The 26758-nt window shown below is 53.1% G+C and carries 19 protein-coding genes; 7 read left to right on the top strand and 12 right to left on the bottom strand.

Features of this window, described 5'->3' with window-relative positions; translation table 11 throughout:
- Positions 1-91: 91 nt before the first annotated feature.
- The 5 genes from TH19_RS00490 to TH19_RS00470 form a co-directional block, all read right to left on the bottom strand.
- The gene (locus tag TH19_RS00490; RefSeq protein ID WP_114100367.1) at positions 92-1576 is read right to left on the bottom strand and encodes a hypothetical protein; all 1485 of its coding nucleotides are present in this window, start codon (positions 1574-1576) and stop codon (positions 92-94) included.
- A gap of 257 nt (positions 1577-1833) precedes the next feature.
- Positions 1834-2865, bottom strand: coding sequence for a DNA polymerase III subunit delta (gene holA / locus TH19_RS00485; protein WP_114100366.1), 1032 nt, complete (start codon positions 2863-2865; stop codon positions 1834-1836).
- Between the two features lie 57 nt (positions 2866-2922).
- The gene (lptE, locus tag TH19_RS00480) at positions 2923-3429 is read right to left on the bottom strand and encodes an LPS assembly lipoprotein LptE (protein ID WP_114100365.1); all 507 of its coding nucleotides are present in this window, start codon (positions 3427-3429) and stop codon (positions 2923-2925) included.
- The gene (locus tag TH19_RS00475) at positions 3426-4097 is read right to left on the bottom strand and encodes a hypothetical protein (RefSeq protein ID WP_114100364.1); all 672 of its coding nucleotides are present in this window, start codon (positions 4095-4097) and stop codon (positions 3426-3428) included. The genes lptE and TH19_RS00475 overlap by 4 nt, the downstream gene beginning before the upstream one ends.
- A gap of 6 nt (positions 4098-4103) precedes the next feature.
- Positions 4104-4667, bottom strand: coding sequence for a DUF3576 domain-containing protein (locus tag TH19_RS00470; RefSeq protein ID WP_258547762.1), 564 nt, complete (start codon positions 4665-4667; stop codon positions 4104-4106).
- Between the two features lie 255 nt (positions 4668-4922).
- Here TH19_RS00470 and TH19_RS00465 point away from each other — a divergent pair, with 255 nt between their 5' ends.
- Both TH19_RS00465 and TH19_RS00460 read left to right on the top strand, forming a co-directional pair.
- Complete coding sequence (locus TH19_RS00465) at positions 4923-5912, top strand: porin (protein WP_114100363.1); 990 nt, start codon at positions 4923-4925, stop codon at positions 5910-5912.
- 657 nt (positions 5913-6569) lie between these two features.
- A complete protein-coding gene (locus TH19_RS00460) occupies positions 6570-7610 on the top strand; it encodes a porin (RefSeq protein ID WP_114100362.1) in 1041 nt (346 codons plus the stop codon).
- 85 nt (positions 7611-7695) lie between these two features.
- Here the strand turns inward: TH19_RS00460 and TH19_RS00455 are convergent, their stop codons facing one another.
- A complete protein-coding gene (locus TH19_RS00455; RefSeq protein WP_258547761.1) occupies positions 7696-8610 on the bottom strand; it encodes a glycosyltransferase family 9 protein in 915 nt (304 codons plus the stop codon).
- Positions 8611-8934: 324 nt separating this feature from the next.
- The gene (locus TH19_RS00450; RefSeq protein ID WP_114100361.1) at positions 8935-9585 is read right to left on the bottom strand and encodes a thiamine phosphate synthase; all 651 of its coding nucleotides are present in this window, start codon (positions 9583-9585) and stop codon (positions 8935-8937) included.
- 48 nt (positions 9586-9633) lie between these two features.
- Here TH19_RS00450 and TH19_RS00445 point away from each other — a divergent pair, with 48 nt between their 5' ends.
- A complete protein-coding gene (locus TH19_RS00445; RefSeq protein WP_114100360.1) occupies positions 9634-10329 on the top strand; it encodes a YggS family pyridoxal phosphate-dependent enzyme in 696 nt (231 codons plus the stop codon).
- Between the two features lie 220 nt (positions 10330-10549).
- On the opposite strand, the gene TH19_RS00440 is transcribed toward TH19_RS00445, so the two are convergent.
- The gene (locus TH19_RS00440) at positions 10550-11239 is read right to left on the bottom strand and encodes a response regulator transcription factor (RefSeq protein WP_114100359.1); all 690 of its coding nucleotides are present in this window, start codon (positions 11237-11239) and stop codon (positions 10550-10552) included.
- 242 nt (positions 11240-11481) lie between these two features.
- Here TH19_RS00440 and ribA point away from each other — a divergent pair, with 242 nt between their 5' ends.
- Both ribA and TH19_RS00430 read left to right on the top strand, forming a co-directional pair.
- A complete protein-coding gene (ribA, locus tag TH19_RS00435) occupies positions 11482-12639 on the top strand; it encodes a GTP cyclohydrolase II (protein ID WP_114100358.1) in 1158 nt (385 codons plus the stop codon).
- 145 nt (positions 12640-12784) lie between these two features.
- Positions 12785-14200, top strand: a complete 1416-nt coding sequence (locus tag TH19_RS00430) for a hypothetical protein (protein WP_114100357.1) — start codon at positions 12785-12787, stop codon at positions 14198-14200.
- A 72-nt stretch (positions 14201-14272) separates the two neighbouring features.
- On the opposite strand, the gene trpS is transcribed toward TH19_RS00430, so the two are convergent.
- From trpS to mutS, 4 genes are all read right to left on the bottom strand, one after another.
- Entirely contained in the window at positions 14273-15274 is a 1002-nt protein-coding gene (gene trpS / locus TH19_RS00425) for a tryptophan--tRNA ligase (protein ID WP_114100739.1), read from the bottom strand.
- Positions 15275-15436: 162 nt separating this feature from the next.
- On the bottom strand, positions 15437-16987 hold the full coding sequence (gene murJ / locus TH19_RS00420) for a murein biosynthesis integral membrane protein MurJ (protein WP_114100356.1): 1551 nt from the start codon (positions 16985-16987) through the stop codon (positions 15437-15439).
- Positions 16988-17506: 519 nt separating this feature from the next.
- Positions 17507-20248 (bottom strand): [protein-PII] uridylyltransferase, encoded by a 2742-nt coding sequence (locus tag TH19_RS00415; protein ID WP_114100355.1) that lies wholly within the window; start codon positions 20246-20248, stop codon positions 17507-17509.
- 214 nt (positions 20249-20462) lie between these two features.
- Positions 20463-23186, bottom strand: a complete 2724-nt coding sequence (gene mutS / locus TH19_RS00410) for a DNA mismatch repair protein MutS (protein ID WP_114100354.1) — start codon at positions 23184-23186, stop codon at positions 20463-20465.
- 184 nt (positions 23187-23370) lie between these two features.
- Here mutS and TH19_RS00405 point away from each other — a divergent pair, with 184 nt between their 5' ends.
- Together TH19_RS00405 and TH19_RS00395 are read left to right on the top strand one after the other, a co-directional pair.
- Positions 23371-23871: a hypothetical protein gene (locus TH19_RS00405; protein WP_114100353.1), complete on the top strand. Its 501-nt coding sequence runs from the start codon at positions 23371-23373 to the stop codon at positions 23869-23871.
- 547 nt (positions 23872-24418) lie between these two features.
- Positions 24419-26686: an NADP-dependent malic enzyme gene (locus TH19_RS00395; protein ID WP_114100351.1), complete on the top strand. Its 2268-nt coding sequence runs from the start codon at positions 24419-24421 to the stop codon at positions 26684-26686.
- The last annotated feature ends 72 nt before the right edge of the window (positions 26687-26758 follow it).

Genomic DNA, 26758 nt, shown 5'->3' with positions numbered 1-26758 from the left:
GAAAATTGTTCCACGTGAAACATTGAGAAGCGGGTGATTGATTGTCACCCGCTTCTTTTCATTTGAGGTCGGAAGAAGCAGTTATTCCGCCTTATTTCAGCGGAGCTAGGTCAAAGAAGACGTGACTGAGTTCTTCATCCCCGAAGCTGGCTTTTGGGGCAGGGGATCCGCCAGCATTATGGCAGAGGAAACAATTGCCCATTTGTGTTCCCTGGAAATAGGTTTCCATCGTCGTGTTGGCCAAACGCGATGAACCGACCTCCGGGGCAAGCAGGGCGATATCTTCGTTGCTTTGGTCGGGAAGCGGGCTTTGTGGAATGATTCCGTTTGATGTCCAGACCGAGCCGATCTGCACATAATTGGCCCGAAGATCGCCCGGTACAAGATTGCCGAGCACGTTGTTGTTCATCGAGATGATTTGCGCATTGACCGTCGCGCTGTTGGCATCCGCGCCCGGTGTTCCCCACGGATTGGTGCGGACAACCGAGGTCGGCACAATTCGGGTTGCTGGCGCGGTCAGAACGATATTGCCGCTTTTGTCGATATGGGCACTTTCGACATTCACGCCATTACCCGGTGTATTTGGTGCATAGAAAGTATAGCCGGTCACAGATTTATCAAAGTCCGACTCGGTCACCGCGTTTGCGGCACTTTGATAATAGAATGTGCCATTGGGAGTGTTGTTTGAATGTTCAAAGGTCGCCCAGATCATTTCGGGATGTCCCTGAACCGAACCAACAATATGCATGCCGGTTAAAGCAAGTGTTTTAGTTTCCGTTCCGATAAGCTTCCATTCGGTTGCTGCCCTTTTGTCGTATTTAGGGACTTCTGCCTTTACCTGAACGTAGCTTTCCGGATTTGAAACGGTACTTGCATCGATCCAGGATGTCTTCAACTCGATCGCAAGCGCCATGGGTGCAGATGCATCAAGGCCATTTGCCTTGGCATAGGCAACGACTTCCTCCTTGTCGGCTTCTGTGGTGGGGAAGGTCCCAAGTTTGATTTTGCCGGCTTTCTGTCCGGTTAAAAAGGCGCCATAGAACGTGTTGGTATGGATCCCGTAATAGACAATTGATCCGGCCTGGGAGATCAGGATACCGCCGCCACCGGCTTGGCCGGTTTCACCGATTGTTGTTGGAACGTCCTGGTCCTGTTTGTTGACGCGGACCAGGAATTTGTTGATCGGTGTGTCGTTCTTCAGGAACTTGCGAACGCCTTTGTCGTTTTCCGGTGAAACGTCATAGAAGCCATCTGCATCGAAGATGTAGCTCATATCACCGGTCGCTTTGAGCTCTGCCGGTGATGTCAGCCAGAGAAACATCTGCGCTGACCACTTAAAGAAATCGCAATTGGTATTGTTCGTCGGGAATTTGGCGCTGTTGGCGGCCATGACGCTGCCATTGAGCGTGATTTCAGTGCCGTGGAACCATGTTGCCATTTCCGCCTTATCGAGCGGACAGGCGTTATACGCATCCGACGGCAGGATGGAAGTTTGTGCCGAGGCCGATACAGACGCGGCCAAGGCGGCACCGGACAGGATACCGGCGGTAAGCACGCGATGGAATGCACTCTTCATTATGATGTCCCTCTCTCACCAGATCTGAATATGCAGATGTGTCCCCAAATATCTCCGGTCTGCCCGCGCTTGGATTGCGAACGTCACGGATGACCAAATATCAGTAGGGTTGAAGATGGGGACGCCGGTCGTGCTTGAATAGAAGGACTATCCGGAATGGGGAGCACATGAAACGTGTGTATCATCGATGTGCTTGATTTTTGATTCTCTAATATTGCGATGCAACATTGGAAAATAAGATGCCGAGTCGTTGGTTTTCAGCGACGACCTTGTTTCTGGCGAGCAACTGCAACTTTGATCATGGCGCGATGTGCAATGGTTTCCGGGATGGCCAAACCACTTTTGCAATCCTTCTCTGCCTCCAGCAGGATTTGCAGAGCACGCTGTAGGTTGTTTACAGCCCAGTTGTTCAGATTGGCCCGGAACTGATCTGCTGCCTTGAAAAACAGGGGCGGGCGAAGTGATTTCATTGCCTGATCAGCACTTACACCTTGGGCAACCTGTCCCTTGACCAGATGCAGCTTCTGGAAATAGCCAAGCATCATGCGAAGTGCGCCGACCGGGTTAAGGCCTTCTTCAACAAGACGGGTCAGGGCAGCATCAAGATTGACGACATTGCCCTGTGACACAGCCTGAATGACATCATCATAATGACGTGCCGAACTGTCGCCGACACAGGCCATGGCGTCGGCAAGCGTAACCTGACCTTCCTTAAGCGCATAAAGTGCAAGCTTTTCAAGCTCGCTTCGCGAAATCATGCGATCAGATCCAAGATTGGCGACCAGATAGCGTGTCGCATCGCGGTCGATCCGCAATTTATGTTCTTCCATGATCGACTGGATCAGGCCCTCGATATCCCGGCTGCTATCGGCATAGCAGGGCAGGGCCATGCCATTGCCTGCCTTCTCGACCGCTTGGCGTAATTTGGACTTTGACGCAAGGCTTCCGGCCTCGATGACAATCAAAGCATCGCCTGCCGGATCGGCAAGAAAATCTGCAATCAACGGCGCCTGTGCTTCACCGATATCGCGGATTCGGATAACCCTGCGCCCGCCACCAAAGCTGATGGCGGCGGCTTCGTCACGCAATCGACCGGCATCTTCCTTAAGCTGGGGAATGCCAAGCTCGATTACGCGGAAGGGATCCTTGAGGTCCTCGATTACGGTCTTAGCCAGACGGACGGCGCGTTCGCGCACCAAACCTTCGTCCTCACCATAAATCAGGACCAGCTGTGCCTTGGCATCAGGAGCGCGCAAAAAGTTTTCAACTTGGGCTGCCTTAAGCTTCATGGAGCGCCTTGATCTTGATTATCGTGATTGCAAGTAGGTCGGTGATTGAAGACAGATTTACTGTGCGCGCAGACCGATCGCGACCTGATTTGCCAATTGCTGGGCAAGGTTGCGTGCTGCATCTGCCTGGGCGGCATTCTCCGCTTCGATGCTGGCAAAATCAGAATCGACAATATTGTAACTGGTACGTGTTCTTACATTGCCTTTACGCAGGACTTTCGAGTCCTGTCGGCGTGTCAGCTGATACGTCGCAGTAATCAGATAATCTGCAATGGTTGCTTCGTTATCTTTTGTGAAACCCTGTTCACTGGTCGACTCGCTCAGCGTGACAGACAGGTCATAAAGCGGTGTGGCACTTTGGCCACGCGGTGTCAGGGTCTCGAGAAGGGCATTGCGCGTAAGCTGGCCAACGCGGTCATTGATGACGGCCACGTTAACAAGTGCCATGTTTGATGCGGTATTATAGTTATCGCCTTTGGTCGCATAAAGCGGACGAAAACCGCAGGCACTCAGTGTTGTCAGGGCAACGAGTGCGATAATCGGAAAAACCGCGCGCAATTTCATTCAATCATGCCTTTGTCTTTTGATGCCGTGACCATGCCTTGTCGCCACAATAGTTCGGTTCCGATAAAAGGGCAAAACACAGTTAGATTGGCAAGGAAAGTTTGATAGTCATTTGGCTGAGGTGCGCCCGTGCTCGATATGAGTTGTTGAAAGCTCGATCTTAACAGGGCGATAGCGGTATTATTTCGCCCTTGCCAGACTTCTTCAATAACATCGAACTGTACTTCCGATGCCATTGGTTCAGCGGTCAATAGCGGTACAGTTGAGCAAAGCCTCCAAACCTGCCGTAACCAGCGCCAATGCCCGACGAGGTTATTGTGAGTGAGATGCAGAGGTCGATGAATTGGCACATCTGCCAGAAGTGCCAGCGACAGCGTATCAAGCCCGACTTCCCGGTATAATTGTTCCGGGTCATCGGAAACGGTATCGGTTGACACCTTTGCTGGTTTATTACCGAGACGTATTGTGGCGGGATTTTTCTGGTTTCGACTCGTTGCTACGCAAGCCTTTGCGTGCTCGAACAACACTTGTCGCAACGCGCCAAGGTTCCCGTGCGGTGTCAGAATCGCTTGGATTTTCGGATTTTTCTCGCGCACGAAGAACCCCCAGTCACGTGCCAGCGAATGGGGGTTGTATTCGGGTGATATATATAAGGTGTAGTCTGTCATTAGCCCTTACTGGGCATTTGCGCTGTCAATGCGCAGCTGGCGGGCGCGGGTCAGGATCGCATCTTCGAGAGACGTCACTGTTCCTTCCTCGACCACGGCATCCTGCCACTGGTTCGGGCCAATATTGACCTGACGGAAGACCGAGACCTTGATCGCATCAGAACGCAGCGCCGTCCCGAGAATATAGGCCGTCAGTTTGAAGCGTTCATTGGGGGTTTCGGCGGGTGCATACCAGTCGGTAATAATGACGCCGCCAAACGGATCAGCGGAGTTCAACGGCATAAACGACAAGGTATCAAGCGTTGCCCGCCACAAGAAGCTGTTAACACCAATGCCCGAACCACTAGTCCCTTTTTGGCCTTCTTCGCCACCAAATATGTTCAGGCCTCCGTCTCCAAACAGTGACCCCTGTTCTTTCATGTCGGCGCGCGTTGCTTTTCGACCATTCACTTTTTGGTCGCCCGGGGCAGAGCCTGGAAAGCTGTCATAATCGGCTTCGGTGCCAGCGCAGCCTGCCAGAAATGCAGAAACAGAAGCAATGGTAAGGAATTTGGCGAAAGAACTGTTCACAATATAGCCCTTGATCACGAATGTCGGTCAGCTGTTGCCCGCACTATAAGGCGGATAGTGCAGCGGGCAAATAAAAACATGTGTGGTTTTTGTGCAACATGCTGTGAAAAATGTCGCATTTTAATCACAGTATCGTTGACTGCGCGGAAAAATACTGGCTCCATAGCGTCGAACCGAGCGGTAAAAAACAAAATAGCTGCTCACCTAAATTTTGTTGTGCGGTCAACCGCATTTGCAAAGACGTTGAGGGAAAAGATGAAAAAGATTCTGGTAGCTTCCAGCGCACTCGTCGCTGTTGCTTTCGCAGGTCAGGCACAGGCTTCTGAAAAGATCGCCCTGTCGCTTGGCGGTTTCATGGAACAGTGGGTTGGTATCGCTGACGAAGATAACAACGCTGAAGGCAAAAACAAATTCCAGTCCGACACCGAAGTTCACTTCAAAGGTTCAACCACCCTCGATAACGGTATCGAAGTTGGTGTAGCCATTGAATTCGGCATCGAAGGTGGCGACAACACCACCGATGAACAGTACCTGTACGTCAATGGCGGTTTCGGTCAGGTTAAACTTGGTTCCGAAGACGGCGCTGCTGGTGATATGACCATTTCTGCTCCGGCAGTTGGCCCGGTTGGTGCAAACGACGGTGACCTGACCAAGTGGATCAGCACCTCGAACCTGCCGAACAACAGCTGGGATGACGGTGACGATCAGAAAATCACCTACTACACCCCGGTATTTGGCGGTTTCCGCGCTGGTGTTTCTTACACCGACTCTGCTGATGCAGAAGCTAACGATCAGACCACCAATGGTCGTGAAGTCTTCTCTGCTGGTGTAGAATACAACGGTGATTTTGACGCAGTTTCCGTTTCTGTTGCTGCCACCGGCGAAAGCAAAAACGAAGGTGAATGGTACAACATTGGTGCCAACGTTGGCTTCGCTAACTTCGTAGTTGGCGCATCCTACGGCGAGAAAGACAAAGAGTTCGGTTCCACCACCGGCACCTATGATGTTGATGGTTACGACTTCGGCGTTTCCTATGCAATGGATGCTGCTACCGTTTCTGCAACCTACGCTTTCTCTGACTACGGCAATGGCGAAGTTGCTGCTGCTGACCTCGGTCTTGCTTACACCCTCGGCGCTGGCGTTGTTTGGAAGTCTTCTGTCTTCTGGTTCGAAGACGATGCAGACACCAACACCAACGACAACGACGGTTTCGGCGTTGTTAGTGGTCTTGCTCTCTCCTTCTAATCCTTACCGGATTAGCTGAAGAATTGAAGGAGGCGGATTTTCCGCCTCCTTCTTTTTTGTCTAAATGGACTGATATTTGGTACTGTTGAAGTTGGCGCGAGACATTGAGCGCCGTTTGTTGGAAGTCGTAGTTACCTAGGGGCTACCTAGGGCGAGACGCCAGTTAGTACTTTCTTGTACGCTCGGTATTACCCCACACGTTGCGTGATACAGAGCAACTTCCCCGTTTGAAAATACATCCGCTAGCAAATTGTCGTCTCGGCTTGGCTTGGATTGCAAACCAAGTGTTGGATAATTGTATCTGTGACGACGGATTGATCACGCAGGATCCCGCCCGGCAGTTGTTTAGGTACGGTTATGCTTCGAACTTATTAAATGACCAATGGACATATAATATGTGGTGGTGGCTTAAGTCATATCTACATACAAAGATTAATGACCTAGTTGTCACAGGATGGTTGGAAATGTTCCGGTATATATATAAATAAATGACAGTAATGTGTGTCAAAAAAATCACACTACGATATTTAAATGACCAGTGGTCGTTTATCATTATTGACCAAGGGTCATTAGGGTGGCTTTATGACCTTCGCAGATTGAAGGGCCGCTCGGTTCAAACCCCTTCATTCCCAAAACGTCATTCTTTGAGGGTTAAAGATGAAAAAGATTCTTTTTGCTTCCAGCGCACTCGTCGCTGTAGCAGTTGCAGGTTCCGCGCACGCTTCTGAAAAAATCCAGCTTGAAGTTGGTGGTTACATGGAGCAGTGGGCTGGTGTAGCAGATCAGGACGTCGGCGAATCCAAAAACGCATTCCAGTCCGACACCGAAGTTCACTTCAAAGGTAAAACCACCCTTGATAACGGTATCGAAGTTGGCGCAGTCATCGAACTCGAAGGCGAAACCTCTTCTGACCAGATCGACGAACAGTACCTGTTCGTAAACGGTGGCTTTGGCCAGGTTAAACTGGGTAAAGACGATTCGGCTGCTGACTCGCTCGCAATCACCGCACCGTCTGTTGGCCCGGTAGGCGTGAACGATGGCGACCTGACCAACTGGGTTGACGCATACCTGATCGACACCGTTCCGTCGAGCGGCGACCAGAACCGCCTGACTTACTTCACCCCGAACCTCGGTGGTTTCCAGGCTGGCGTTTCCTATGCTGACGACAGCCAGCGCAACGGCGCAAGCAGCTACAACGACACCGATGGTACCGGCGACAACATTGTTTCCGCTGGTGTTAGCTACCAGGGTGACTTCGATGGCATTTCCTTCGGCGTTTCCGCAACCGGTGAAAACTGGGGCGAAGGTAACTGGTACGGCGTTGGTGCAAACGTTGGCTTTGGTAACTTCGTAGTTGGTTCCTCCTGGGGTCACATCGAAGACGATTACGCACAGGGCGAAAACTCCAAAACCGCTGGCGACACCGACGCTTATGACATCGGCGTTTCCTACGCAATGGACGCAGCCAAAGTTTCCCTGACCTATGGTTATGCTGAATACGGCAACCGTAAAGTTGGTTCGACCTCGGCAACCAGCACCGGCGAAATCAGCACCGTTGATCTTGGCCTTGCTTACACCCTCGGCGCAGGCGTGACCTGGAAGTCCTCGATCTTCTGGTTCGACGACGAAGCTGATAGCACCAGCATCGCAGACAACGACGGTTACGGCGCTGTAACCGGTCTGGTTCTGAACTTCTAATTCTTCGGAATTGGATACAGACGACGAAGGGGTGGCTACGGCCACCCCTTTTTTGTGTTTTTCGTGGAAAAACAGAACGTTCTCCCTAATTCGCTAGGAAGTCTTCTGCCAGAAAATTCCGAATTTCCTGCATGTCTTGGCTCAATTCCGCAACGCAGGGAACCGGCGCACTCGTCACCATCGCAATTGCCAGCGCCGGATCGCTTTTTTGCGGTAACTGGCTTAATTCACCTGAAGCTAGGTTAAGGCTGCCCATACAGCCAATTCGCCCATCCGTGGTCGCGCGGACCTTGGCAAGACCACATGGGGCTTGGCAATGTGGTCCGATGAACCGGCTTTGCCAGTTGCGCAAATTCTGATGCCTTCCTTGAAGAACTTGGGCCGAGGCAGAGCTATAAATCCCGAGCCCGGGCGTCTGGAAAAGCTTGGTGATATGCGCAGGTCCGCTGTCGGCAACGACCATATAATCCTGTTGCGACATGAACTGCACCAGATCGCCGATGGTTTTAAAGCCGTCGATGATCCGAATGTTATTCGTTTCGAATTGACCCAGTGCTGCCTTATAGGCCTTCATCACGCCTTGATAGGCATTGAGCACGATTGTGATGCGGGCGTTTTGCGTTTGAAGATATGATGTAAGGTCGCGGACAAGATCGGTTGGCAGGGTGCGCAACGGTGACGATGCCATCGGGACAATACCGATTTGCATTTCTGATCGAACCAAGACCTTGCGTGCAGGAAGTGGCGCCAGAGCGATATCAAAAGCCTCGCAAAGGGACTCTTCCGGGTTGACTGGCATCGTTGCGATATCTTTCCAGCCTTCCATTTCGCTCAGATCAATCACCTGGTCAAACTGCGCAAGGTCCCGCGCCGAAATGAACAACTGAAAAATCACAAGATCAGGGATTAGCGCAAAAATATCCGAGGCTGCAGCACTGTTTAAAACACCCAGCTTTGCATCAGGATAGCGAAGCCTGAAAGCCCGCAGGAACAGGGTCATGCCAACGCAATCACCAAGGGCATCATCCGGGATCAGAAACAGGATCGAGCTTTTGGAAAAATTGGTCTCGGACCATTTGTTCCGCGGTAAAACCTGAAACCGGAAGCCATCGGATTTTATGGTGACACCCTTTGCGCTGCCCAGGACCTGTTGGCGCAGAAGCGAATTTGTCCGGGTAAAATAAACCGGACTTTCATCGGATTTCTGACCAAGTGCAGGACCAACATTCGGCAAGCCAAACTGAAAAGGCTGTCTGGATGCAAAACGGCTAAATGTCTTGCGCGAAGGATGCAGATGGCGGGGCATTTTGGGGCGTTTCTCCAATTACCGCAGTGGTGCGGATTGCTCAGAAGAAAAGCCTATCCCGGCCAAAGAAGCAAGGGTCGAAGACCGCAGAAATCTGCAGGTTTTGTGGTTAATCCCGCCAAGTCCGATCGGGACAATACCCAGTTGATGGCATTGCGATGCCATTTGGCGCATCCGGGCGAGGGGCAAGCTGCTTGCACCCGGATGGCTTTGGGTTGCAAAGAGCGGAGAAATCATCACGCCGTCTGGACGATCAAGCGGATGTAAAAGGCCGAGATGACGCAAGGTGGTCAAGCTGTGGCAGGCCGATGTCACCAACATCTTCCGCGGTAACTGGCGATAAATCCCCGGTGTTTGAAGAATGCGATATTCGGGGAGATGTATGCCATCTGCGGAAATTTGAAGCGCAAGTGCAAGATCATTGGCCACCAGAAACGGGATATGACGTGCCTTGCATAATTGCCGAAGTGATTGGGCAAACTGGTAACGGTCCGGGTGAATGTAATGACGAAACACAACCATGCTGTCACGCGGTAATTGCTTGATTGCAGTGTGCGGATCGGGCAAACGCAGATCATCTGTCATCAAAACAATCGGTGGAATGGCACATGTCTGTCCACCATTTCGCAAATTGAGTGGGCGCGCCTGCTTTAACAGGGTGTCATCCATTGATATGATCCTGATCTTCGTCTGCCACCGTTTAAAGGCCAATCATCCATGAGCCAGTCTGATCCGTCATCCACCGAAAATGACGTTGCCGCAAACCTCGCCGAAATTCAGCGCAATATCAACAGTGCCTGTGCCGCTGCTGGTCGTAATACCGCGGATGTAACTCTTGTCTGTGTCAGCAAAAATCACGAAGCAGACCATGTACGCAAGGCACTGGTTGATGGCAGGCGAGTATTTGGCGAAAACCGGGTTCAGGAAGCAGCAGGGAAATGGCCGGGATTGCGCGAAGAATTTCCCGATATTGAACTGCACCTTATTGGTCCGCTTCAAACCAACAAGCTCAAGGATGCGGTTGCCCTGTTTGACGTGATCGAAACCGTTGATCGTCCGAAACTTGCCAATGCTTTGGCCAAACATCGTGACAGTACCGGGCAGTGCCCGGATCTGTTCATTCAGATTAATACTGGTGAGGAAGATCAGAAAGCTGGCATCGCCCCAAAAGATGCGGATGATTTTATCAAGATGTGCCGGGATGAACTTAAATTGCCGGTCAAGGGATTGATGTGCATTCCCCCGGTTGATGAAGAACCGGCACCGCATTTTGCCCTGCTTGGGAAAATTGCCGAACGGCACGGACTGAAAATCAAAAGCATGGGAATGAGCGGTGATTATGAGGCTGCAATACGACTTGGAGCCACTCATGTGCGGGTTGGAACGGCAATTTTCGGCTCAAGAGGCTACTAGAGATCATTAGAGGGTATTTTTTGAGCCTAAATATCTTTGTTGGGTGCAAAATTCGGTAAAATAGACCTGTTTATCTGCAAATTTTGTGTTCTATAACGGAATTCCGAGAATTTCCGGTTTCTGTGGATAACCGGGCCAAGTTCAAAGACGGTTTCAAGCCAAGTCTGTGACAAAAAATCCCGCAAAAAGCGGGATTTTTTTATTCAGGCCTAAAAATCGCCTAAGGGATTAATTTGTAACCGCCGGGTTCGGTAATCAAAATCGCCGCATTTGACGGGTCTTTTTCGATTTTCTGACGCAGTCGGTAGACGTGGGTTTCAAGTGTATGCGTGGTGACACCCGCGTTATAACCCCAAACCTCGTCCAAAAGGGTTTCCCGGGTTACCGGCTTGTCGCCAGCACGGAACAGGAATTTCAGGATCGAGGTTTCCTTTTCCGTCAGGCGGACTTTCTTCTCGGTCGCGGTCTCAATCAGGATCTTGGCGCTTGGCTGGAAGCTGTATGGACCGATGACAAACACAGCATCCTCGCTTTGTTCGTGCTGGCGAATATGGGCACGAATGCGGGCCAAAAGCACATTAAGGCGGAACGGTTTGGTGACATAGTCATTGGCACCGGATTCCAGACCCAAAATGGTATCGGAATCGCTATTGGCACCGGTCAGCATGATAATCGGTGATTTGACCCCGGCACGGCGCATCAGTTTGCAAACATCGCGGCCATCCATGTCGGGTAAGCCGACATCGAGCAAGATCACATCAAAATAGGATTCCTTGGCGGCCTCAAGCCCGTCCGTGCCACTTTTCGCGACCACGCATTCAAATTCTTCATGCAGTCGAAGTTGTTCGGTCAATGACTGGCTTAATGCCGCGTCGTCTTCGACCACAAGAACCTGTTTACCTGTCGACATTCACCATCCCTTGCTGCTTGCGCGATCCGGTCTATATATTGGGCGACTTTGCGGATCGGATGTTTTCCCGTTTTCTGGAACTTCCGATCCTGCCTGCCATATATAAGGTACGTAATCTAGGATCAGCGCCTTAAAGTGCATTTTCAAGAACAAACTGTTTTCGCTTTAACCCATTGACCTATACCTTATCCAGCCCCATACCCACCGGATCGCGATGTTGTGATCACAAAGACAAGATAACGATGACCCAAAGTTCTGCTGCCCCGGCCCGAAATAACGCCAATCTGACCCCGGCTACCGATCTCGTGACGGTATCGCGTGCTGTCGCCGATCTGCGACGTGGCGAGATTGTTCTGGTGCAGGGTCATGAAAATGGCGAAGCCCATAACGTGGCCGTGATTGCCGCAGAGCCCCTGTCCCGGATCGGGTTTGATCGTTTGTGTGATATCGCTTCTGACGGTGTCTCGCCGGCAATTGTAATCCCGCGCGTCCGGGCCAAGTCATTGGGGCAGGCCTGCAAGAATGATCCGTTTATCGCCTTTGTCAGTGAAGACCGCACCGCGATTGATGCCGATCGGTTGGGACAGATTGCCAATCCGCTCCTTGATCTCGATGCATTGCCTAAAGGTGACTGGCGCCCGGTTTCGGTGGCCGAGAGTGCTGCCATTCGCTTGGCCAAGCTTGCCCGTCTTTTGCCCGCTGTCGTGACGGTGGCGGTTGCCGCAGATCAGCTTGAAAGTTTGGTACGTGTTCAGAATTTGCTGGTTCTTCAGTCGGAAAGCATCAATGGCTATGAAAATGCCTCGGCAGCAAGCTTGCGCCAGGTCAGCGAAGCCCGCGTGCCGCTTGAAGATGCTGAAAATGCAACTGTGATTGCTTTCCGCCCCGAAGATGGCGGTCAGGAACATCTTGCCATCGTGATTGATGAACCTGCCAAGGACAAACCGGTCCTGATCCGGTTGCATTCTGAATGTTTTACCGGTGATCTGATCGGGTCGCTGCGCTGCGATTGCGGGCCGCAATTGCGCGGCGCGATTTCCGAAATTGCCCGTAACGGGCAGGGCGGTATCGTTCTGTATCTGCGTCAGGAAGGGCGTGGCATCGGATTGGTCAACAAGCTGCGTGCCTATGCTTTGCAGGATCGCGGTTTTGATACGCTTGATGCCAATGAGGAACTTGGTTTTGATGCGGACGAACGTGTTTATCGACCGGCTGCCGAAATGCTCCGCCAGCTGGGCTTTGAAAGCGTGCGCTTGCTGACCAACAATCCGGAAAAAATGACCGGTCTGGAAAGCTGGGGCGTCAAAGTTTCCGAGCGCGTGCCACACAAATTCCCATCGAACGGGCACAACGAGTTTTACTTGCAGACCAAGAAAGATCGTGCCGGGCATCTGTTCTAGGATACCAGTAAGCTACCCGGCAGAAGATTCCGACAGGCAGCTTTGCCTTATCCGGAACTTCAATAATATCGTTATTTTCCAATGAATTATGTGATTCGAAAGTTGGCACTCCTTTTGCAAATTAGGTGGCAAGAGGAGAACAATTATGTCGATTGGTGCAAATTGGCGGCAAATTTCGCCCGGTGCAGTCCCGGGAGCAAGCGATGCGACAGGCAACAAGTTTGCCCAGTCCAACGCGGCTGACCAGCTTTCCGATGCATCGGAGGGTCGCAGCTTTTCCGAATATATGTTTGGAAAGGACGGGTTCGATTTCACCGATGTTCTTGATGTGATTAATCCCCTGCAACATATTCCTGGCGTCGGAATGATTTACCGATCGCTTACCGGTGACGAATTGGGCAATGGTGCCCGCGTTGTTGGTGGCGGACTTTTTGGCGGGGTATTTGGCCTTGCCGGCGCGGCAATTGATGCAGTTGTCGATGCTGTGACCGGCGAAGATACCGGTGCCCACGTAATGGCCTTTGTCGAGGAAGGCTTTGGTGGTGGTAGCATCGATCAGGGCACTGCGGTTGCCGATGCCTCCAATCCTGCTGCTACCCCGGCCGAATCCGCCAGCTTTGATGGAATATATCAGGGGGAACTTGTCCTGCCCTGGATGGTCGGAACGCAGCCGGTATCAGTTTCAGCATCACCGGAAGAGCAGGCAACCATCGTCCAATCCGCTCCGACCAGTCCGGTTGATCAGGCGATGTTGGCATCAACGGGTGTCAATGCCAGTGACTTGAATGTTCCATGGGGACAAACCACAGCACCAGCAAAGTCACCGGCACAAGCAGTTACCAATCCATTGTTGCAGGCGCAATTAAGCGCCCAGAAACAAACCCCGGAAACCGAAATCGCACAGCTTGAAACCGATCCGGCAGAACTGACTGTTGCGATGGCCTCGGCGGGAACAACAAATCCTGCTTCGACGGTGGCTCAGACAATTTCAGCAAGTTCGCAAAATGCAGAAACAATGCGTCGGGCGAGTTTGAGTAGCGAAGGTGGCAATACGGTCTGGGCACGTGCACAAAGTGGTGGTCGTTTGAGCCGGCAGGAAAACAATTTTGCAATTTCCCCCGAGATTGCAGCGCGTGAAGCACGCGCTGCCAAGCTCAATCAGGCCAAAGAAGAAGCCGAAAATTCGAAATCGGTTAATCCGTCCATTGCCGGTAATGGCCCGCTTTCAGCAGCCGAAATGGCAGCGCGATTTAATGCCGCACTGGGTCGCGACAAAGCCCAAACCATGGCAGCAGAGGCCGTTGCCAGCAGCAATGCCGTTGCCGATCAGGGTCGGATGACGACACGTCAGGCCAGCCTGAATGATGATCGCAGTACCAACAGTGTGACCAATGCCGATTCCGAGCCTGAAACCCATCCGCTGATGCAGCGCGCATCAAGCCATATCGGTACTGAAGAACCGGTTGGTGCCTGGTTTAGCCAGACAATGATGGATGGGCTTAAGAAATATCAGGCAATGCAAAAGCAAAATCAGTCCCAGTCGAGTGGAAATTCTATCTGATCGCGCTTCCTGATCACGAAAAAGCCCGCCTGTCAGCGACGAGCGGGCTTTGTTATTTAATGGCAGCGCCAATCAGCTATTGAGGAAGCCGACGATTTCCTTGACCTCGCGCAGGATCGGCTGGGCGATGGAATTGGCACGCTGGGCACCTTTGGCCAGAACGCTGTCGATATAAGCCGGATCGGCTTTAAGCTTTGCCATTTCGCCGGTGATCGGCGCCAGTTTATCAACAACAACGTCTGTCAGGGACTGTTTGAAGCCCGAGAACTGCGTACCGCCGTGTTCAGCAAGAACTGCTTCCACCGTGCTGTCGGTCAGGGCGGCATAGATGGTGATCAGGTTCTTGGCTTCCGGGCGGCCTTCAAGACCGGCTGCTTCGCTCGGCAGTGGTTCCGGGTCGGTTTTGGCCTTGCGGATTTTTTTGGAAAGCGTATCGGCATCGTCGGTCATGTTGATGCGTGCCATATCCGACGCATCGGATTTCGACATCTTTTTCGCACCGTCACGCAGCGACATCACGCGCGTCGCCGGGCCGAGAATAAGCGGTTCCGGCTGCGGGAAGAAATCTTCAACGCCATAGTCGTTGTTGAATTTCAGGGCGATATCACGCGCCAGCTCGAGGTGCTGTTTCTGATCTTCGCCAACCGGAACGTGGGTGGCTTTATAGGTCAGAATGTCAGCTGCCATCAGGCTCGGATAGGCGTAAAGGCCAAGGGACGCATTTTCGCGGTGCTTGCCAGCCTTTTCCTTGAACTGGGTCATGCGGTTCATCCAGCCGATGCGCGCGACACAGTTAAAGATCCAGGCCAGTTCGGCATGGGCGGAAACCTGACTCTGGTTAAACAGAACATGTTTTTCCGGGTCAATACCGGCGGCAATCATGCTGGCAGCCAGTTCGCGAATGTTGGAACGCAGTTCTTTGGGGTCTTGCCAGACCGTGATGGCATGCATATCGACGACGCAGAAGATGCATTCATACTGCTTCTGCAAAGCAACCCAGTTACGGATTGCGCCAAGATAGTTGCCAAGGTGAAGGTTACCGGTGGGCTGAGCGCCCGAAAACACACGTTCCATAACGTTGTCGTCCATTTCAAATGATGATCAATAAAGCCTGCATACTCCGCCAGGTTTTGGACACCCGCCGGCGGACGAGCATGCAAGCAAGCAGCGCGGAGTTAATCCCCCTGATCCTTTCAGGTCAAGCAGCTTGTCAGCAAATGGCCGGATTTATTGTTCTCAGGCAGATTTTCCACGTTTGAAGGTGGCTTTGAGCTCGGAAATGCTGGTCGCACCAAGCAGTTGGGCCGATATCCCATAGACCGCCAGACCCCCGATTACACAGACTGTCATGATCGTGGCCCGCATGATGGAAAGTGCGTCATTGTCCCAAAAGACATCAATGGCAAACCAAAGTGCTGTGCCCATCAGAACCGATGCCAGCAGGATGCGTGGCAAGCGACCACGCAAACGTCCGTCAAAAACCAGATCACCGCGACGATGAAGCAGGAAACCAAGCGATGTGGCATTGACCCAGACCGAAACCGACGTTGCCGCGGCAATCCCCAGATGCCCGAACCATGGCATCAGCACCACGATCAGAACGATGTTCAGGATCATGCAGGAAATGCCAATGCGGATCGGGGTTTTGGTGTCCTCACGGGCAAAGAAGCCCGGTGCCAGCACCTTGACCAGAACCGAGGCAGGCAGTCCAAAGGCAAAGACAATCAGGGCAAGACCGGTCATCCGGGTTTCTTCTGCGCCAAACGCACCGCGCTCAAACAACACATTGATCACCGGAAGCCCCATGACGCCCAACGCAACCGCGGCCGGAAGGGTCAGCAAAAGGGCAATTTCAATCCCGCGATTCTGGCTATACATCGCGGTTTTGGGATCGCCGCCTTGTAGCTGGCGCGAAAGTGTCGGCAACAGGGCGGTGCCAATGGCAATGCCGATCACACCAAGTGGCAGCTGTTGCACGCGATCGGCATAATAAAGCCAGGAAACCGCCCCATCAGAAACAAGCGATGCCAGCATCGTATCGATCAGAAGGTTAAGCTGATAGACACCTGCACCAATCATGCCGGGGATCATGCGTTTGCCCAGCAGTTTGACCCGTTCATCAACTTTGGGGAGTTGCCATTTGATGGCAAATCCGGCGCGTTTGCAGGCAATCACCAGGCAGATAAATTGTGCCACACCGGCCGCGGCCACCCCCCATGCCAGTGCATGGGCGGGGGTTTCGGTCATAGGCGTCAGACCAAGCAGGGCGGCAATCAGACAGATATTAAGAATAATCGGTGCGCCGGCCGCCGCGGCATAGCGATGCAGAGTGTTCAGGACACCCGACATCAATGCGACGGCAGAAATAAAAGCAAGATACGGGAAGGTGATGCGTGAAAGTTCGACCGCCAGCGCAAATTTTTCCGGATCCTGGGCAAAGCCGGGTGCAAACACATACATCGCCCACGGCATGATGATTTCAATGATCGCAACCAGAAAACCGGTGATCAGAACCAGCATCGACATGGCGCGTGCCGCAAATTCGCGCGCGGCATCCATGCCACGTTTTTCGATGTCACCGGCCAGAAGCGGTATGAAGGCCGCGGAAAAGGCCCCTTCGCCAAACAGACGGCGGAAAAGATTGGGGAACTTGAAGGCGACAAAGAATGCGTCTGCCATCCCCCCGGCACCCAGCATCCCTGCAATCAGAATGTCGCGGCAAAAGCCCAGCAATCTGGACAACAGGGTAAAACCACTAACCGTAGCAATGGAGCGTACAAGCGACATTCGAAAGCGTTCCGTACAAGGGGGCGTCTGGTTGTGCTGTGATGATTGCCAATTAAGGCAATTATCAAGTTACGTGGCCAGAAATCTGACAGGTGAAGGTGAAGAAGTCGTAATGACTGAGGTTGCGAACCCGGGATTTCTTATATCAGAAAAACCAAAAAGTTGTTGATTGGCGGGATTCTTTTTCCGGTTGTGACAGTCGTCACAGAAGCGGACATGCGAAAAGACTAAATTCCAACTCGCTGAGGATTCGTTGGGACGCGAGCCTCATTATTGAACGGACGAGGGCACAAGGGGATCCACCTCAACCTGCTGCACTCCGAGGATTACGACATCGCGAATAACAGGTCACGATTGTCGGGTTTGGTTTCTACCCTTCCTCGTCCGTTACAATTTTCCAAAAAGACAAAGAATGCGTTCTGATCAAAAAGATTGGAACTACCGGATTGATCCGTACCGTGGTGGTATCAAGGATGCCACATGGGTTATGGATCAATCCGGTTTGTCTTTCTGTTTGGTCTAATTGTTCTGGATTGCCTGCGTCAGGGTTTCCTTGACCTGGACAAATTTGGTCCGGCTGTCGATTTTCAGGCCAAACACATCCTTCACATAGAAAACGTCAACTGCGCGTTCGCCAAAGGTCGAAATGCGGGCAGATGCGATTTGCAATGACAGATCGCGCAATGCGCGCGTGATGTCATAAAGCAGTCCAAGGCGATCACGTGCGGTGATTTCAATTACCGTATGGGTGCGACTGGCCTTGTTGTCGATAATGACATTGGGTTCGACCTTGAAAACCGCCGTGCGATGTTTGTTATCCTTGGTCTGGCGACGTTCGATTTCATGGCTGGGGCGCAGCCGCCCGGAAATCACCTGTTCAAGGGTTTCACGCAGTTTTTCAAGCTTGGCTGTATCGTTAAAGGCCTCGCCATTGGTGTCCTGAACAAAGAAGGTATCCAGTGCCATCCCGTCGGCAAGGGTCAGAATCTTGGCATCAACAACGTTGGCACCGCACAGAGCCATAGATCCGGCAATCTGGGAAAACAGCCCCGGATGGTCGGTGGTATGAACAGTGATTTCGGTGGCATCGATTTCGGTATCAATACGGACATCAACCGTAATTTCTGCGCCGGTTTTTTTGGCCTCGCGGGTCAGATGGGCGTGATGGACATGTACATCGGTATCGAAACTCAGCCAATAGGACGGATAGCCGCGATCAATGAAATCTTCGATATCATCGGTTGGCCAGTCAATCAGGGCTTCGCGCAGCGCCATCTGTGCGGAGGCCACACGCGAATCGCGGCTGTCGGCATTCAAACCGCCCGAAAGAAGATCATCGGTGGCAAAGTAAAGTTCGCGCAGAAGCGTTGCCTTCCAGCCATTCCAGACATTCGGACCCACAGCACGGATATCGGCCACGGTCAGGATCAGCAACAGGCGCAAACGTTCCTGGGATTGCACCAGATCACCAAATGCCTTGATCGTGGTTGGATCATTCAGATCACGTTTGAACGCGGTCAGGCTCATCCACAAATGCGCCTTGACCAGCCAGGCCACGGTTTCGGTATCGGCAGGTGACAGACCAAGACGCGGGCACAGCTTTTCGGCGACTTCGGCGCCCAGTTCGGAATGATCGCCGCCGCGTCCCTTGGCAATGTCATGCAGAAGAACCGCAACATAAAGAACCCGGCGCGAAATCACCTTGCCCATGATCCGTGTGGCGACCGGGGCATCTTCGGCCAGTTCGCCATTTTCAATCTGGTTGAGGATACCAATGGCGCGGATGGTGTGCTCGTCCACGGTATAGGTGTGGTACATGTCATATTGCATCTGGGCGACGACACGACCGAAATCGGGGATAAAGCGGCCAAGAACACCGGCTTCATTCATTTTACGAAGCGCGACATCCGGGCTGTTGCGATGGGTCAGGATTTCAAGGAAGACCTCGTTGGCGACCGGATCATTTTGCAGTTTGTGATCCACAAATTTCAGGCTTTGGGTCACCCAGCGCAGCGTTTCGGGGTGAATGCCCACACCGTTCTGATGCGCAACCAGAAACAGGCGCAAAATCTTGATCGGGTCTTCTTCAAAGACGCCAAGATTTTCAACGGTCAGGCGGTCATTGCGCAACTCGAACCCGTCAATTTCCTTGGTGCCAAAAAGCTTGCCGGGGAAACGGATCAACGGGCGGCGCTGATGGCGTTCTTCTAGGGCGGCACAGAAGATACGCGTCAGGTTCCCGACATGTTTGACCATCAGGTAATAGTGCTTCATGAAGCGTTCAACGCCTGATGCCCCTGCATGATCGGTATAGCCAAGGCGCGACGCGATTTCGCGCTGCATGTCAAAGGTCAGGCGATCTTCTTCGCGATCTGACAGGTAATGCAACCAGCAACGCACCGCCCACAGGAAGTTCTGGGCCTTAAGGAACCCTTGCGCTTCCTTGCGGGTCAGGACTTTGAGATCGACCAGTTCCATCGGTGAATTGACGCGATACAGATATTTGCCGATCCAGAACAGGGTGTGAAGATCGCGCAGGCCGCCTTTGCCGTCCTTGACGTTGGGTTCAACCACATAGCGCGAATCGCCCATCCGCACATGGCGGTCGTCACGTTCATTCAGTTTCTTTTCGATGAATTCAAGACCGCTGCCCTTGACCAGTTCATCCATGAAACGGGCACGGAAAATATTATAGGTGTCCTCGTCGCCCCAGACGAACCGGCTTTCAAGCAGGTTGGTGCGAATGGTGATGTCCTGTTTGCCCATACGCAGGCAATCATCAACCGAACGGGTGGCATGACCAACTTTCAGGCCCAGATCCCACAGCATATAGAGGATAAATTCAACTACCTGTTCGCCATGTGCTGTTTGCTTGTAGGGGAACAGGAACAGGATATCGACGTCGGAATGCGGGGCCATATCGCCACGGCCATAGCCGCCGACGGCCACAACGGACATGCGCTGTTCATTGGTCGGGTTATGCAGGGGATAGACGAAACTGATCGCGAAATCATGGATCAGACGGACAAGCTGATCCATCAGGAAGCTGTTGGAAAACACGGTTTCCTGACCGGAATTGCTTTCTTCGAAACGTGTGCGAATGACGTTGCGACCGGCCTCCATGACCGATTTCAACTTGTTCAAGACAGCGGTGCGCTGTTTGAAACTTTTCAGGTCCGGGTCATTTGCGATCGCTTCGAGCTCGGCAAAGACATTTTTCCGGTCAATGATTTCGCGCTGTTTCTTGATCTTGTAGGTCACGTTGGTCAGTTTCCTTGGCGCTGGTATGCGGTCTATGTGCCGATTAAAGCGAATATATAGTAACGACAATTTCTTGCGACCGCACCCTATGCATGTGCTGTGCCGAATTTGGGGTTCTTGGAACGTGCGGCCCATCGCCCGAAACACAACAGGCACCTGCCTCATATAAGGGCAAGGTGCCTGTTTTTCATGCGCCGGATTTTGCTTTGATGTTCTAGTCCTTCAAGGATCGCAAACGATACAGCGCATCAAGGGCTTCGCGCGGGGTCATATTATCCGGATCAAGATCGGCGACCGCATCCAGAAGGGCCTTTTGACTATCGGACAGGGCAGGGGTGCTTGCGCGTTCTTCCTTGGCGGCCTGTTCGATGGCAACGGCAAACAGCGGAAGGTCATCGGCCAGTTTGGAAACCGCACCTCCCTGTTCGCCCTTTTCAAGGGTCTTGAGAACCTGTTCGGCGCGTTTGATGACCGGCTTTGGCAGACCGGCAAGCTGGGCGACGTGAATACCGTATGATCGGTCTGCACTGCCTGCACCGACCTCGTGCAGGAATACGACCTCGCCCTGCCATTCCTTGATCAGCATGGTGTGGCAGGACAGGTGTTCAAGCTTGGCAGCAAGGGCCGTCAGTTCATGATAGTGGGTGGCAAACAGACCACGGCACTGATTGATTTCGTGCAGGTTTTCAACCACGGCCCAAGCAATCGACAGACCGTCAAAGGTTGCCGTGCCGCGCCCGATTTCATCAAGGATCACCAGTGATCTTGCGGTGGCCTGATTAAGGATCGATGCGGTTTCAACCATTTCGACCATGAAGGTAGATCGCCCGCGTGCAAGGTCATCGGCCGCACCGACGCGCGAAAACAGACGGTCGATCACGCCGATATGGGCCTTGGCAGCCGGAACAAAGGCACCGATCTGGGCCAATACTGCAATCAGGGCATTCTGGCGCAGGAAGGTCGATTTACCAGCCATGTTCGGACCGGTGATCAGCCACAAGCTTTGCGCATCTTCAAGGCGGCAATCATTGGCGACAAATGGTGCATCACCATTTTCACGAAGGGCCGCTTCGACCACCGGGTGGCGTCCGCCCTGAATGTCAAAGGCAAGACTGGTGTCGATGTTCGGGCGTACACATCCCTGATCGCGTGCCAGTTCCGAAAGGGCGGCGGAAACGTCAAGTCCGGCAAGGGCCTGGGCACATTTGGCAATGTCATCTGCCTTGGCCAGAACCGCAGAAACCAGTTCTTCAAACAGTTCAAGTTCAAGGGCCAACGCCTGATCACCGGCCTTGGAAACCTTGCTTTCAAGTTCGGACAGCTCCACGGTCGTAAAGCGCACGGCATTTGCCATGGTCTGACGATGGATGAACTCGTCTTCTTCCATCATCTTGTCGGCGGTTTTGGCCGATACTTCGATGAAATAGCCCAGAACGTTGTTGTGTTTGACCTTAAGGTTGGTGATCCCGGTCTGTTCGGTATAGCGAGCCTGAAGATTGGCGATCAGCTTTTTGCTTTCGCTTGATAGCATGCGCAAATCATCAAGCGGCGGGTGATATCCCCCGGCAATAAAGCCGCCATCACGGGCCAGAAGCGGCAGGTTTTCCGAAATCGCCCGGCGCAAAAGATCAATCAGATCGCCATGATGACCCATCGCGGTCAAATGATCGCCAAGGGCCTCTGGCTGGGTTGTCAGGCCATCATTGCCGCCATCGGGTTTGGCCAACAAATTGCCAATGGCAAAGGAACAGGACAGACCATCGCGCATCGCGGCCAGATCACGCGGACCACCACGACCAACGGACAAACGCGACAAGGCACGTTCAATATCGGGGCATTCACCCAGGGCCGAACGCAGATCGGAACGAAGCGCATCGCGATCATGGAAATATTCTACCAGATCAAGGCGTTTGTTGACTTCGTCGGCATTGGTCAGCGGTGCCGAAAGACGGGCGGCAAGCAATCGTGCGCCGGCGCCTGTACGGGTGCGGTCAATGACGGACAGAAGCGAGCCCTTCCGCTCGCCCGACTGGGTCTGGATCAGTTCCAGCGACCGGCGGGTGGCGGCATCAATTTCCATCGCTGCGCCCTCGGCCACACGGGTCGGAGGCGACAGGCGCGGCATCTGACCTTTTTGAGTCAGATCGACATAATCAATCAGCGCCCCGGCGGCGGACAATTCGGCAATTTCGAACCCGCCAAAGGCATCAAGGGCCTCGACCTGATACAGTTTTTTCAGACGCAGTTGCGCATTTTCGGCATCAAAGCGTGCGGTCGGCTGCGGGGTGATGATGTTTTTATATTCGGCATAGATGTCAAAGACGTCCGAGCGGTTCAGCATCTTTTCCGAAAACAGGATTTCACCCGGATCAAGCCGGGCCAAGGCCGCAGGCAGGCCCGCCATTTCACAGGGCTGAACAAAGAAGTCGCCGGTCGACATATCAAGCCAGGCCAGACCGACCTTGCCGCGTACTTCCGATACGGCAGCCAGATAGTTATGGCGCCGCGCATCCAGAAGACTGTCTTCGGTCAGGGTGCCCGGTGTGATCAGGCGAACAACACCGCGCTTAACGACGGATTTGGCACCACGTTTCTTGGCTTCGGCCGGGTCTTCCATCTGTTCGCAAACGGCAACACGGAAGCCTTTGCGAATAAGACGCTGAAGATAGGTTTCGTGGCTATGGACGGGAACACCGGCCATGGGAATTTCGTTACCCTGATGCTTGCCGCGTTTTGTCAGGGCGATATCAAGGGCCTCGGCGGCTTTGACGGCATCGTCAAAGAACAGCTCGTAAAAATCGCCCATCCGGTAAAACAGCAGGCAGTCCTGATACTGTTCCTTGATCTCAAGGAACTGAATCATCATGGGTGTTGCACCTTCCAGTGAAAAGGATGGTGCGGTCGGTGTGGTGTCGGATGTATCAGCGATTTTGTTCATGACGACTGTGATAGCAAACCCTGAAGCCATTGACGAGAGGTGGAAAGCCGGGCGGTGATAAAACTTGATCTATGCCATTGCAACGCCTGAATTTCTGCAAAATATATAAACATAATGCTGGTCAGACGCGGTGTGATGACCGCCTGATCTTGTAGCTTAAATCAGCCCCCAAGGAGAGCGCAAAATGGCAGCAGAACAGACCACCTCGCAGGCCCCTGAACTGGTTGGCTTGTTCGACACAAAGGACCGTTTCGACGCCGCCGTGCGCGAACTGCGCGATAACGGATTTTCCCGCACGGACCTGTCAGTGCTGAGCTCGCATGAATCAATTGATGTTGCGGGATCGGATGGCCGGTCATGGTCTGATGTGCTGACGGCACTGGTTGGTGAAGTGAAATATGAAGTGCCTTTGGTTGCATCTGGTGCGATTGCGCTGTTCGGTGGCGCAGCAACCGCGCCTGCGGCAATTGCGGTTGGTGCGGGGGTTGGTGCCGTTGCCTTGCGCGAGTTCATCGATGAAGTGACATCGACCCCGCATACCGATGATTTTGCCCGCGCTGTTGATGCCGGTTCGGTCATTCTTTGGGTTCGCATTTCCGGCGACAATGACGGTGCCGAAGCACGCGCCACCGAAATCCTGCAAAAGAATGGTGCGACGAATATCCATCTGCACTACGGAAAGTAACTACCATCTGGTGGATACAGCTTTCGGCCGCTAGATCTTGCGACGCGCGGTACGGTTTCTGAAAACCGCGTCGTTTGATCGCCGGTAAATACTGTCGAAAACATGAAAAACGGGGATGCCAGTTGGCGTCCCCTTGCTTTTTTCGGATCGTGGAAAGACCCTTTTGGGGCCGACGGCATGCTAATTTTGCGCGGTGCAGCGTGGCATTTTCCGGGAGGGTGGAGAATGATGGCCGCGATTACGGTTCTGAAAAATCAAACATCCTTGCCAAAAATGGTCTCGTTTCAGGCTGGTCGACGGATGGGCCGGGAAAATGATCGCCAGACCAGGTGCCGAAAACGGTCGGGATTGCTGCGTCGCAACATACAGAAAACGCTACGTAATTTTGCGGTTGCCGTTAACGTCGCCTTTGACCCGGGGCACGAAGCCTGATTTATTGGGCGGTCCGACATGGCGGTCCCACACCGATTTTATGTCGATCAGGATAATCTACACACGTAATGCACTTTGCTTTCCAACCCACCACGCAAGCGTCAGTGAAAACATAATGTCAGATAAAGAAATCAAGGTTCGTGACCGCGAAGCGCTGCTGTTTCATTCCAGCGGCCGCCCGGGCAAAATCGAAATCACCGCATCCAAGCCGCTGACCACCCAGCGCGACCTTTCCCTGGCTTATTCGCCGGGTGTTGCGGTGCCGTGTCTTGAAATCGCCAAGAATCCTGCCACCGCTTATGACTACACCTCGAAGGGCAATATCGTTGCTGTTATTTCCAACGGTACGGCCGTTCTGGGTCTTGGCAATCTTGGGGCTTTGGCCTCCAAGCCGGTAATGGAAGGCAAGGCCGTCCTTTTCAAACGTTTTGCCGATGTTGACGGCTTTGACCTTGAAGTTTCGACCGAAGATGTCGATGAATTCGTCAATTGCGTGCGTTTCCTTGGCGCATCGTTTGGCGGCATTAACCTTGAAGACATCAAGGCACCGGAATGCTTCATCATCGAGCAGCGCCTGCGCGAAATCATGGATATTCCGGTTTTCCATGATGACCAGCATGGCACGGCAATCATTGCGGCATCGGGCCTGATCAATGCCTGCGACCTGACCGGGCGCAAGCTGAAAGACATCAAGCTGGTGATCAATGGTGCCGGTGCGGCGGCAATTGCCTGCTCGGAATTGGTCAAAAGCATGGGTGTATCGCCCGATAATGTCATCATGTGTGACTCGCGCGGGGTGATCTACAAGGGCCGTGAAGATGGCATGAACCAGTGGAAATCGGCCCATGCCGCCGATACCGATGCCCGCACCCTTGAAGAAGCCATGAACGGTGCCGATGCGTTCTTTGGTCTGTCGGTCAAAGGTGCAGTGACCCCGAAAATGGTCCAGAGCATGGCCAAGCAGCCGATCATCTTTGCGATGGCCAACCCGGACCCGGAAATCAGCCCGGAAGAAGTTGCCGAAATTCGCGATGATGCGATTTGCGCGACCGGGCGTTCGGATTATCCGAACCAGATCAACAACGTGCTTGGCTTCCCTTACATTTTCCGTGGTGCGCTTGATGTCCAGGCATCAACGATCAACGAGGAAATGAAAATTGCAGCCGCCCATGCGGTGGCATCGCTTGCACGTGAAGATGTGCCGGATGAAGTGGCGGCTGCCTATTCGGGTCGCCGTTTGCAATATGGCCCGGAATACATCATCCCGGCACCGTTTGATCCGCGCTTGATCATTGCTGTGCCCAAGGCCGTGGCACAGGCCGCAATGGATAGTGGTGTTGCCCGTCGTCCGATCATTGATATGGACGAATATGAAAACCAGCTGCGCGGGCGCCTTGATCCGACCGCAGCGCATCTTCAGCTGATTTCCGATTACGTTCGTGCGCATCCGAAACGGATCGCCTTTGCCGAGGGCGAAGAAGAAACCGTGATCCGTGCAGCCGTTGCGTATCGCAACTCCGGTTATGGCACGCCGATCCTGATCGGCCGCGAAGACCGTATTCATGAAAGTGCCAAGAAGCTTGGTATCGAAAGCCTCGATGGTGTCGAGATCAGCAACGCAGCGCTGTCCAAGCACAATACGGAATATGCAGAATTCCTGTATGGACGCCTGCAGCGTAAAGGATATCTGTGGCGTGATTGCCAGCGCATGGTCAATCAGAAGCGTAACGTCTTTGCATCTGTCATGGTGGCAAAGGGTCATGCAGATGGTCTGATCACGGGCCTGACCCGTAACTTCAATCGCAGCTTTACCGATGTGGCTGGCGTGATTGATGCCAAGCCGGGCGAAATCCCGATGGGTCTTTCGATTGCGATTACCAAGGGGCGTACGGTGTTTATCGCCGATACCCGTGTGCATAACCTACCCAATGCCGAAGAACTGGCCGAGATCGCCATTCAGGCGGCCGAAAAGGCCCGTCAGCTTGGTCACGAGCCGCGTGTGGCGATGGTTTCGCATTCGACCTTTGGCAACCCCTATAGCGCAGATACCGACCGTATCCGCGAAGCGGTGGGTATCCTTGAACGCAGCAATGTCGATTTCGAATTCGACGGCGATATGGCCGTTGATGTCGCACTTGATACATCCTTGCTGAAACTTTATCCGTTCTGCCGTCTGTCCGGCCCGGCCAACGTTCTGGTGATGCCGGCCCTTCATGCGGCGACCACCGCGTCCAAGCTGCTTGACAAGCTTGGCGGTGGCACGGTGGTTGGTCCGGTCATGATTGGCCTGGAAAAACCGGCCCAGATCGCGCAGATGGGCTCGACCGTGAACGATCTGGTCAACCTGGCTGCTCTTGCTGCCCACGAGGCAGAACACGGTTAAGTCGGGTCAAAGCGTTTGATCTGATCTGAATTGAAGATGGCGGAGCTGGTAACAGGCTCCGCCATTTTTGTT

This window comes from Thalassospira profundimaris (genome assembly GCF_003326675.1).
GTDB lineage: Bacteria > Pseudomonadota > Alphaproteobacteria > Rhodospirillales > Thalassospiraceae > Thalassospira > Thalassospira aquimaris.
This window is presented reverse-complemented; position numbering and strand designations above follow the sequence as displayed.

Bases quoted from the DNA above. Each gene is read 5' to 3' on its own strand.
- TH19_RS00490 (WP_114100367.1), bottom strand. From the start codon at position 1,576: ATGAAGAGTGCATTCCATCGCGTGCTTACCGCCGGTATCCTGTCCGGT.
- holA (WP_114100366.1), bottom strand. From the start codon at position 2,865: ATGAAGCTTAAGGCAGCCCAAGTTGAAAACTTTTTGCGCGCTCCTGAT.
- lptE (WP_114100365.1), bottom strand. From the start codon at position 3,429: ATGAAATTGCGCGCGGTTTTTCCGATTATCGCACTCGTTGCCCTGACA.
- TH19_RS00475 (WP_114100364.1), bottom strand. From the start codon at position 4,097: ATGACAGACTACACCTTATATATATCACCCGAATACAACCCCCATTCG.
- TH19_RS00465 (WP_114100363.1), top strand. From the start codon at position 4,923: ATGAAAAAGATTCTGGTAGCTTCCAGCGCACTCGTCGCTGTTGCTTTC.
- TH19_RS00460 (WP_114100362.1), top strand. From the start codon at position 6,570: ATGAAAAAGATTCTTTTTGCTTCCAGCGCACTCGTCGCTGTAGCAGTT.
- TH19_RS00455 (WP_258547761.1), bottom strand. From the start codon at position 8,610: ATGACCCTGTTCCTGCGGGCTTTCAGGCTTCGCTATCCTGATGCAAAG.
- TH19_RS00450 (WP_114100361.1), bottom strand. From the start codon at position 9,585: ATGGATGACACCCTGTTAAAGCAGGCGCGCCCACTCAATTTGCGAAAT.
- TH19_RS00445 (WP_114100360.1), top strand. From the start codon at position 9,634: ATGAGCCAGTCTGATCCGTCATCCACCGAAAATGACGTTGCCGCAAAC.
- TH19_RS00440 (WP_114100359.1), bottom strand. From the start codon at position 11,239: ATGTCGACAGGTAAACAGGTTCTTGTGGTCGAAGACGACGCGGCATTA.
- ribA (WP_114100358.1), top strand. From the start codon at position 11,482: ATGACCCAAAGTTCTGCTGCCCCGGCCCGAAATAACGCCAATCTGACC.
- TH19_RS00430 (WP_114100357.1), top strand. From the start codon at position 12,785: ATGTCGATTGGTGCAAATTGGCGGCAAATTTCGCCCGGTGCAGTCCCG.
- trpS (WP_114100739.1), bottom strand. From the start codon at position 15,274: ATGGAACGTGTGTTTTCGGGCGCTCAGCCCACCGGTAACCTTCACCTT.
- murJ (WP_114100356.1), bottom strand. From the start codon at position 16,987: ATGTCGCTTGTACGCTCCATTGCTACGGTTAGTGGTTTTACCCTGTTG.
- mutS (WP_114100354.1), bottom strand. From the start codon at position 23,186: ATGAACAAAATCGCTGATACATCCGACACCACACCGACCGCACCATCC.
- TH19_RS00405 (WP_114100353.1), top strand. From the start codon at position 23,371: ATGGCAGCAGAACAGACCACCTCGCAGGCCCCTGAACTGGTTGGCTTG.
- TH19_RS00395 (WP_114100351.1), top strand. From the start codon at position 24,419: ATGTCAGATAAAGAAATCAAGGTTCGTGACCGCGAAGCGCTGCTGTTT.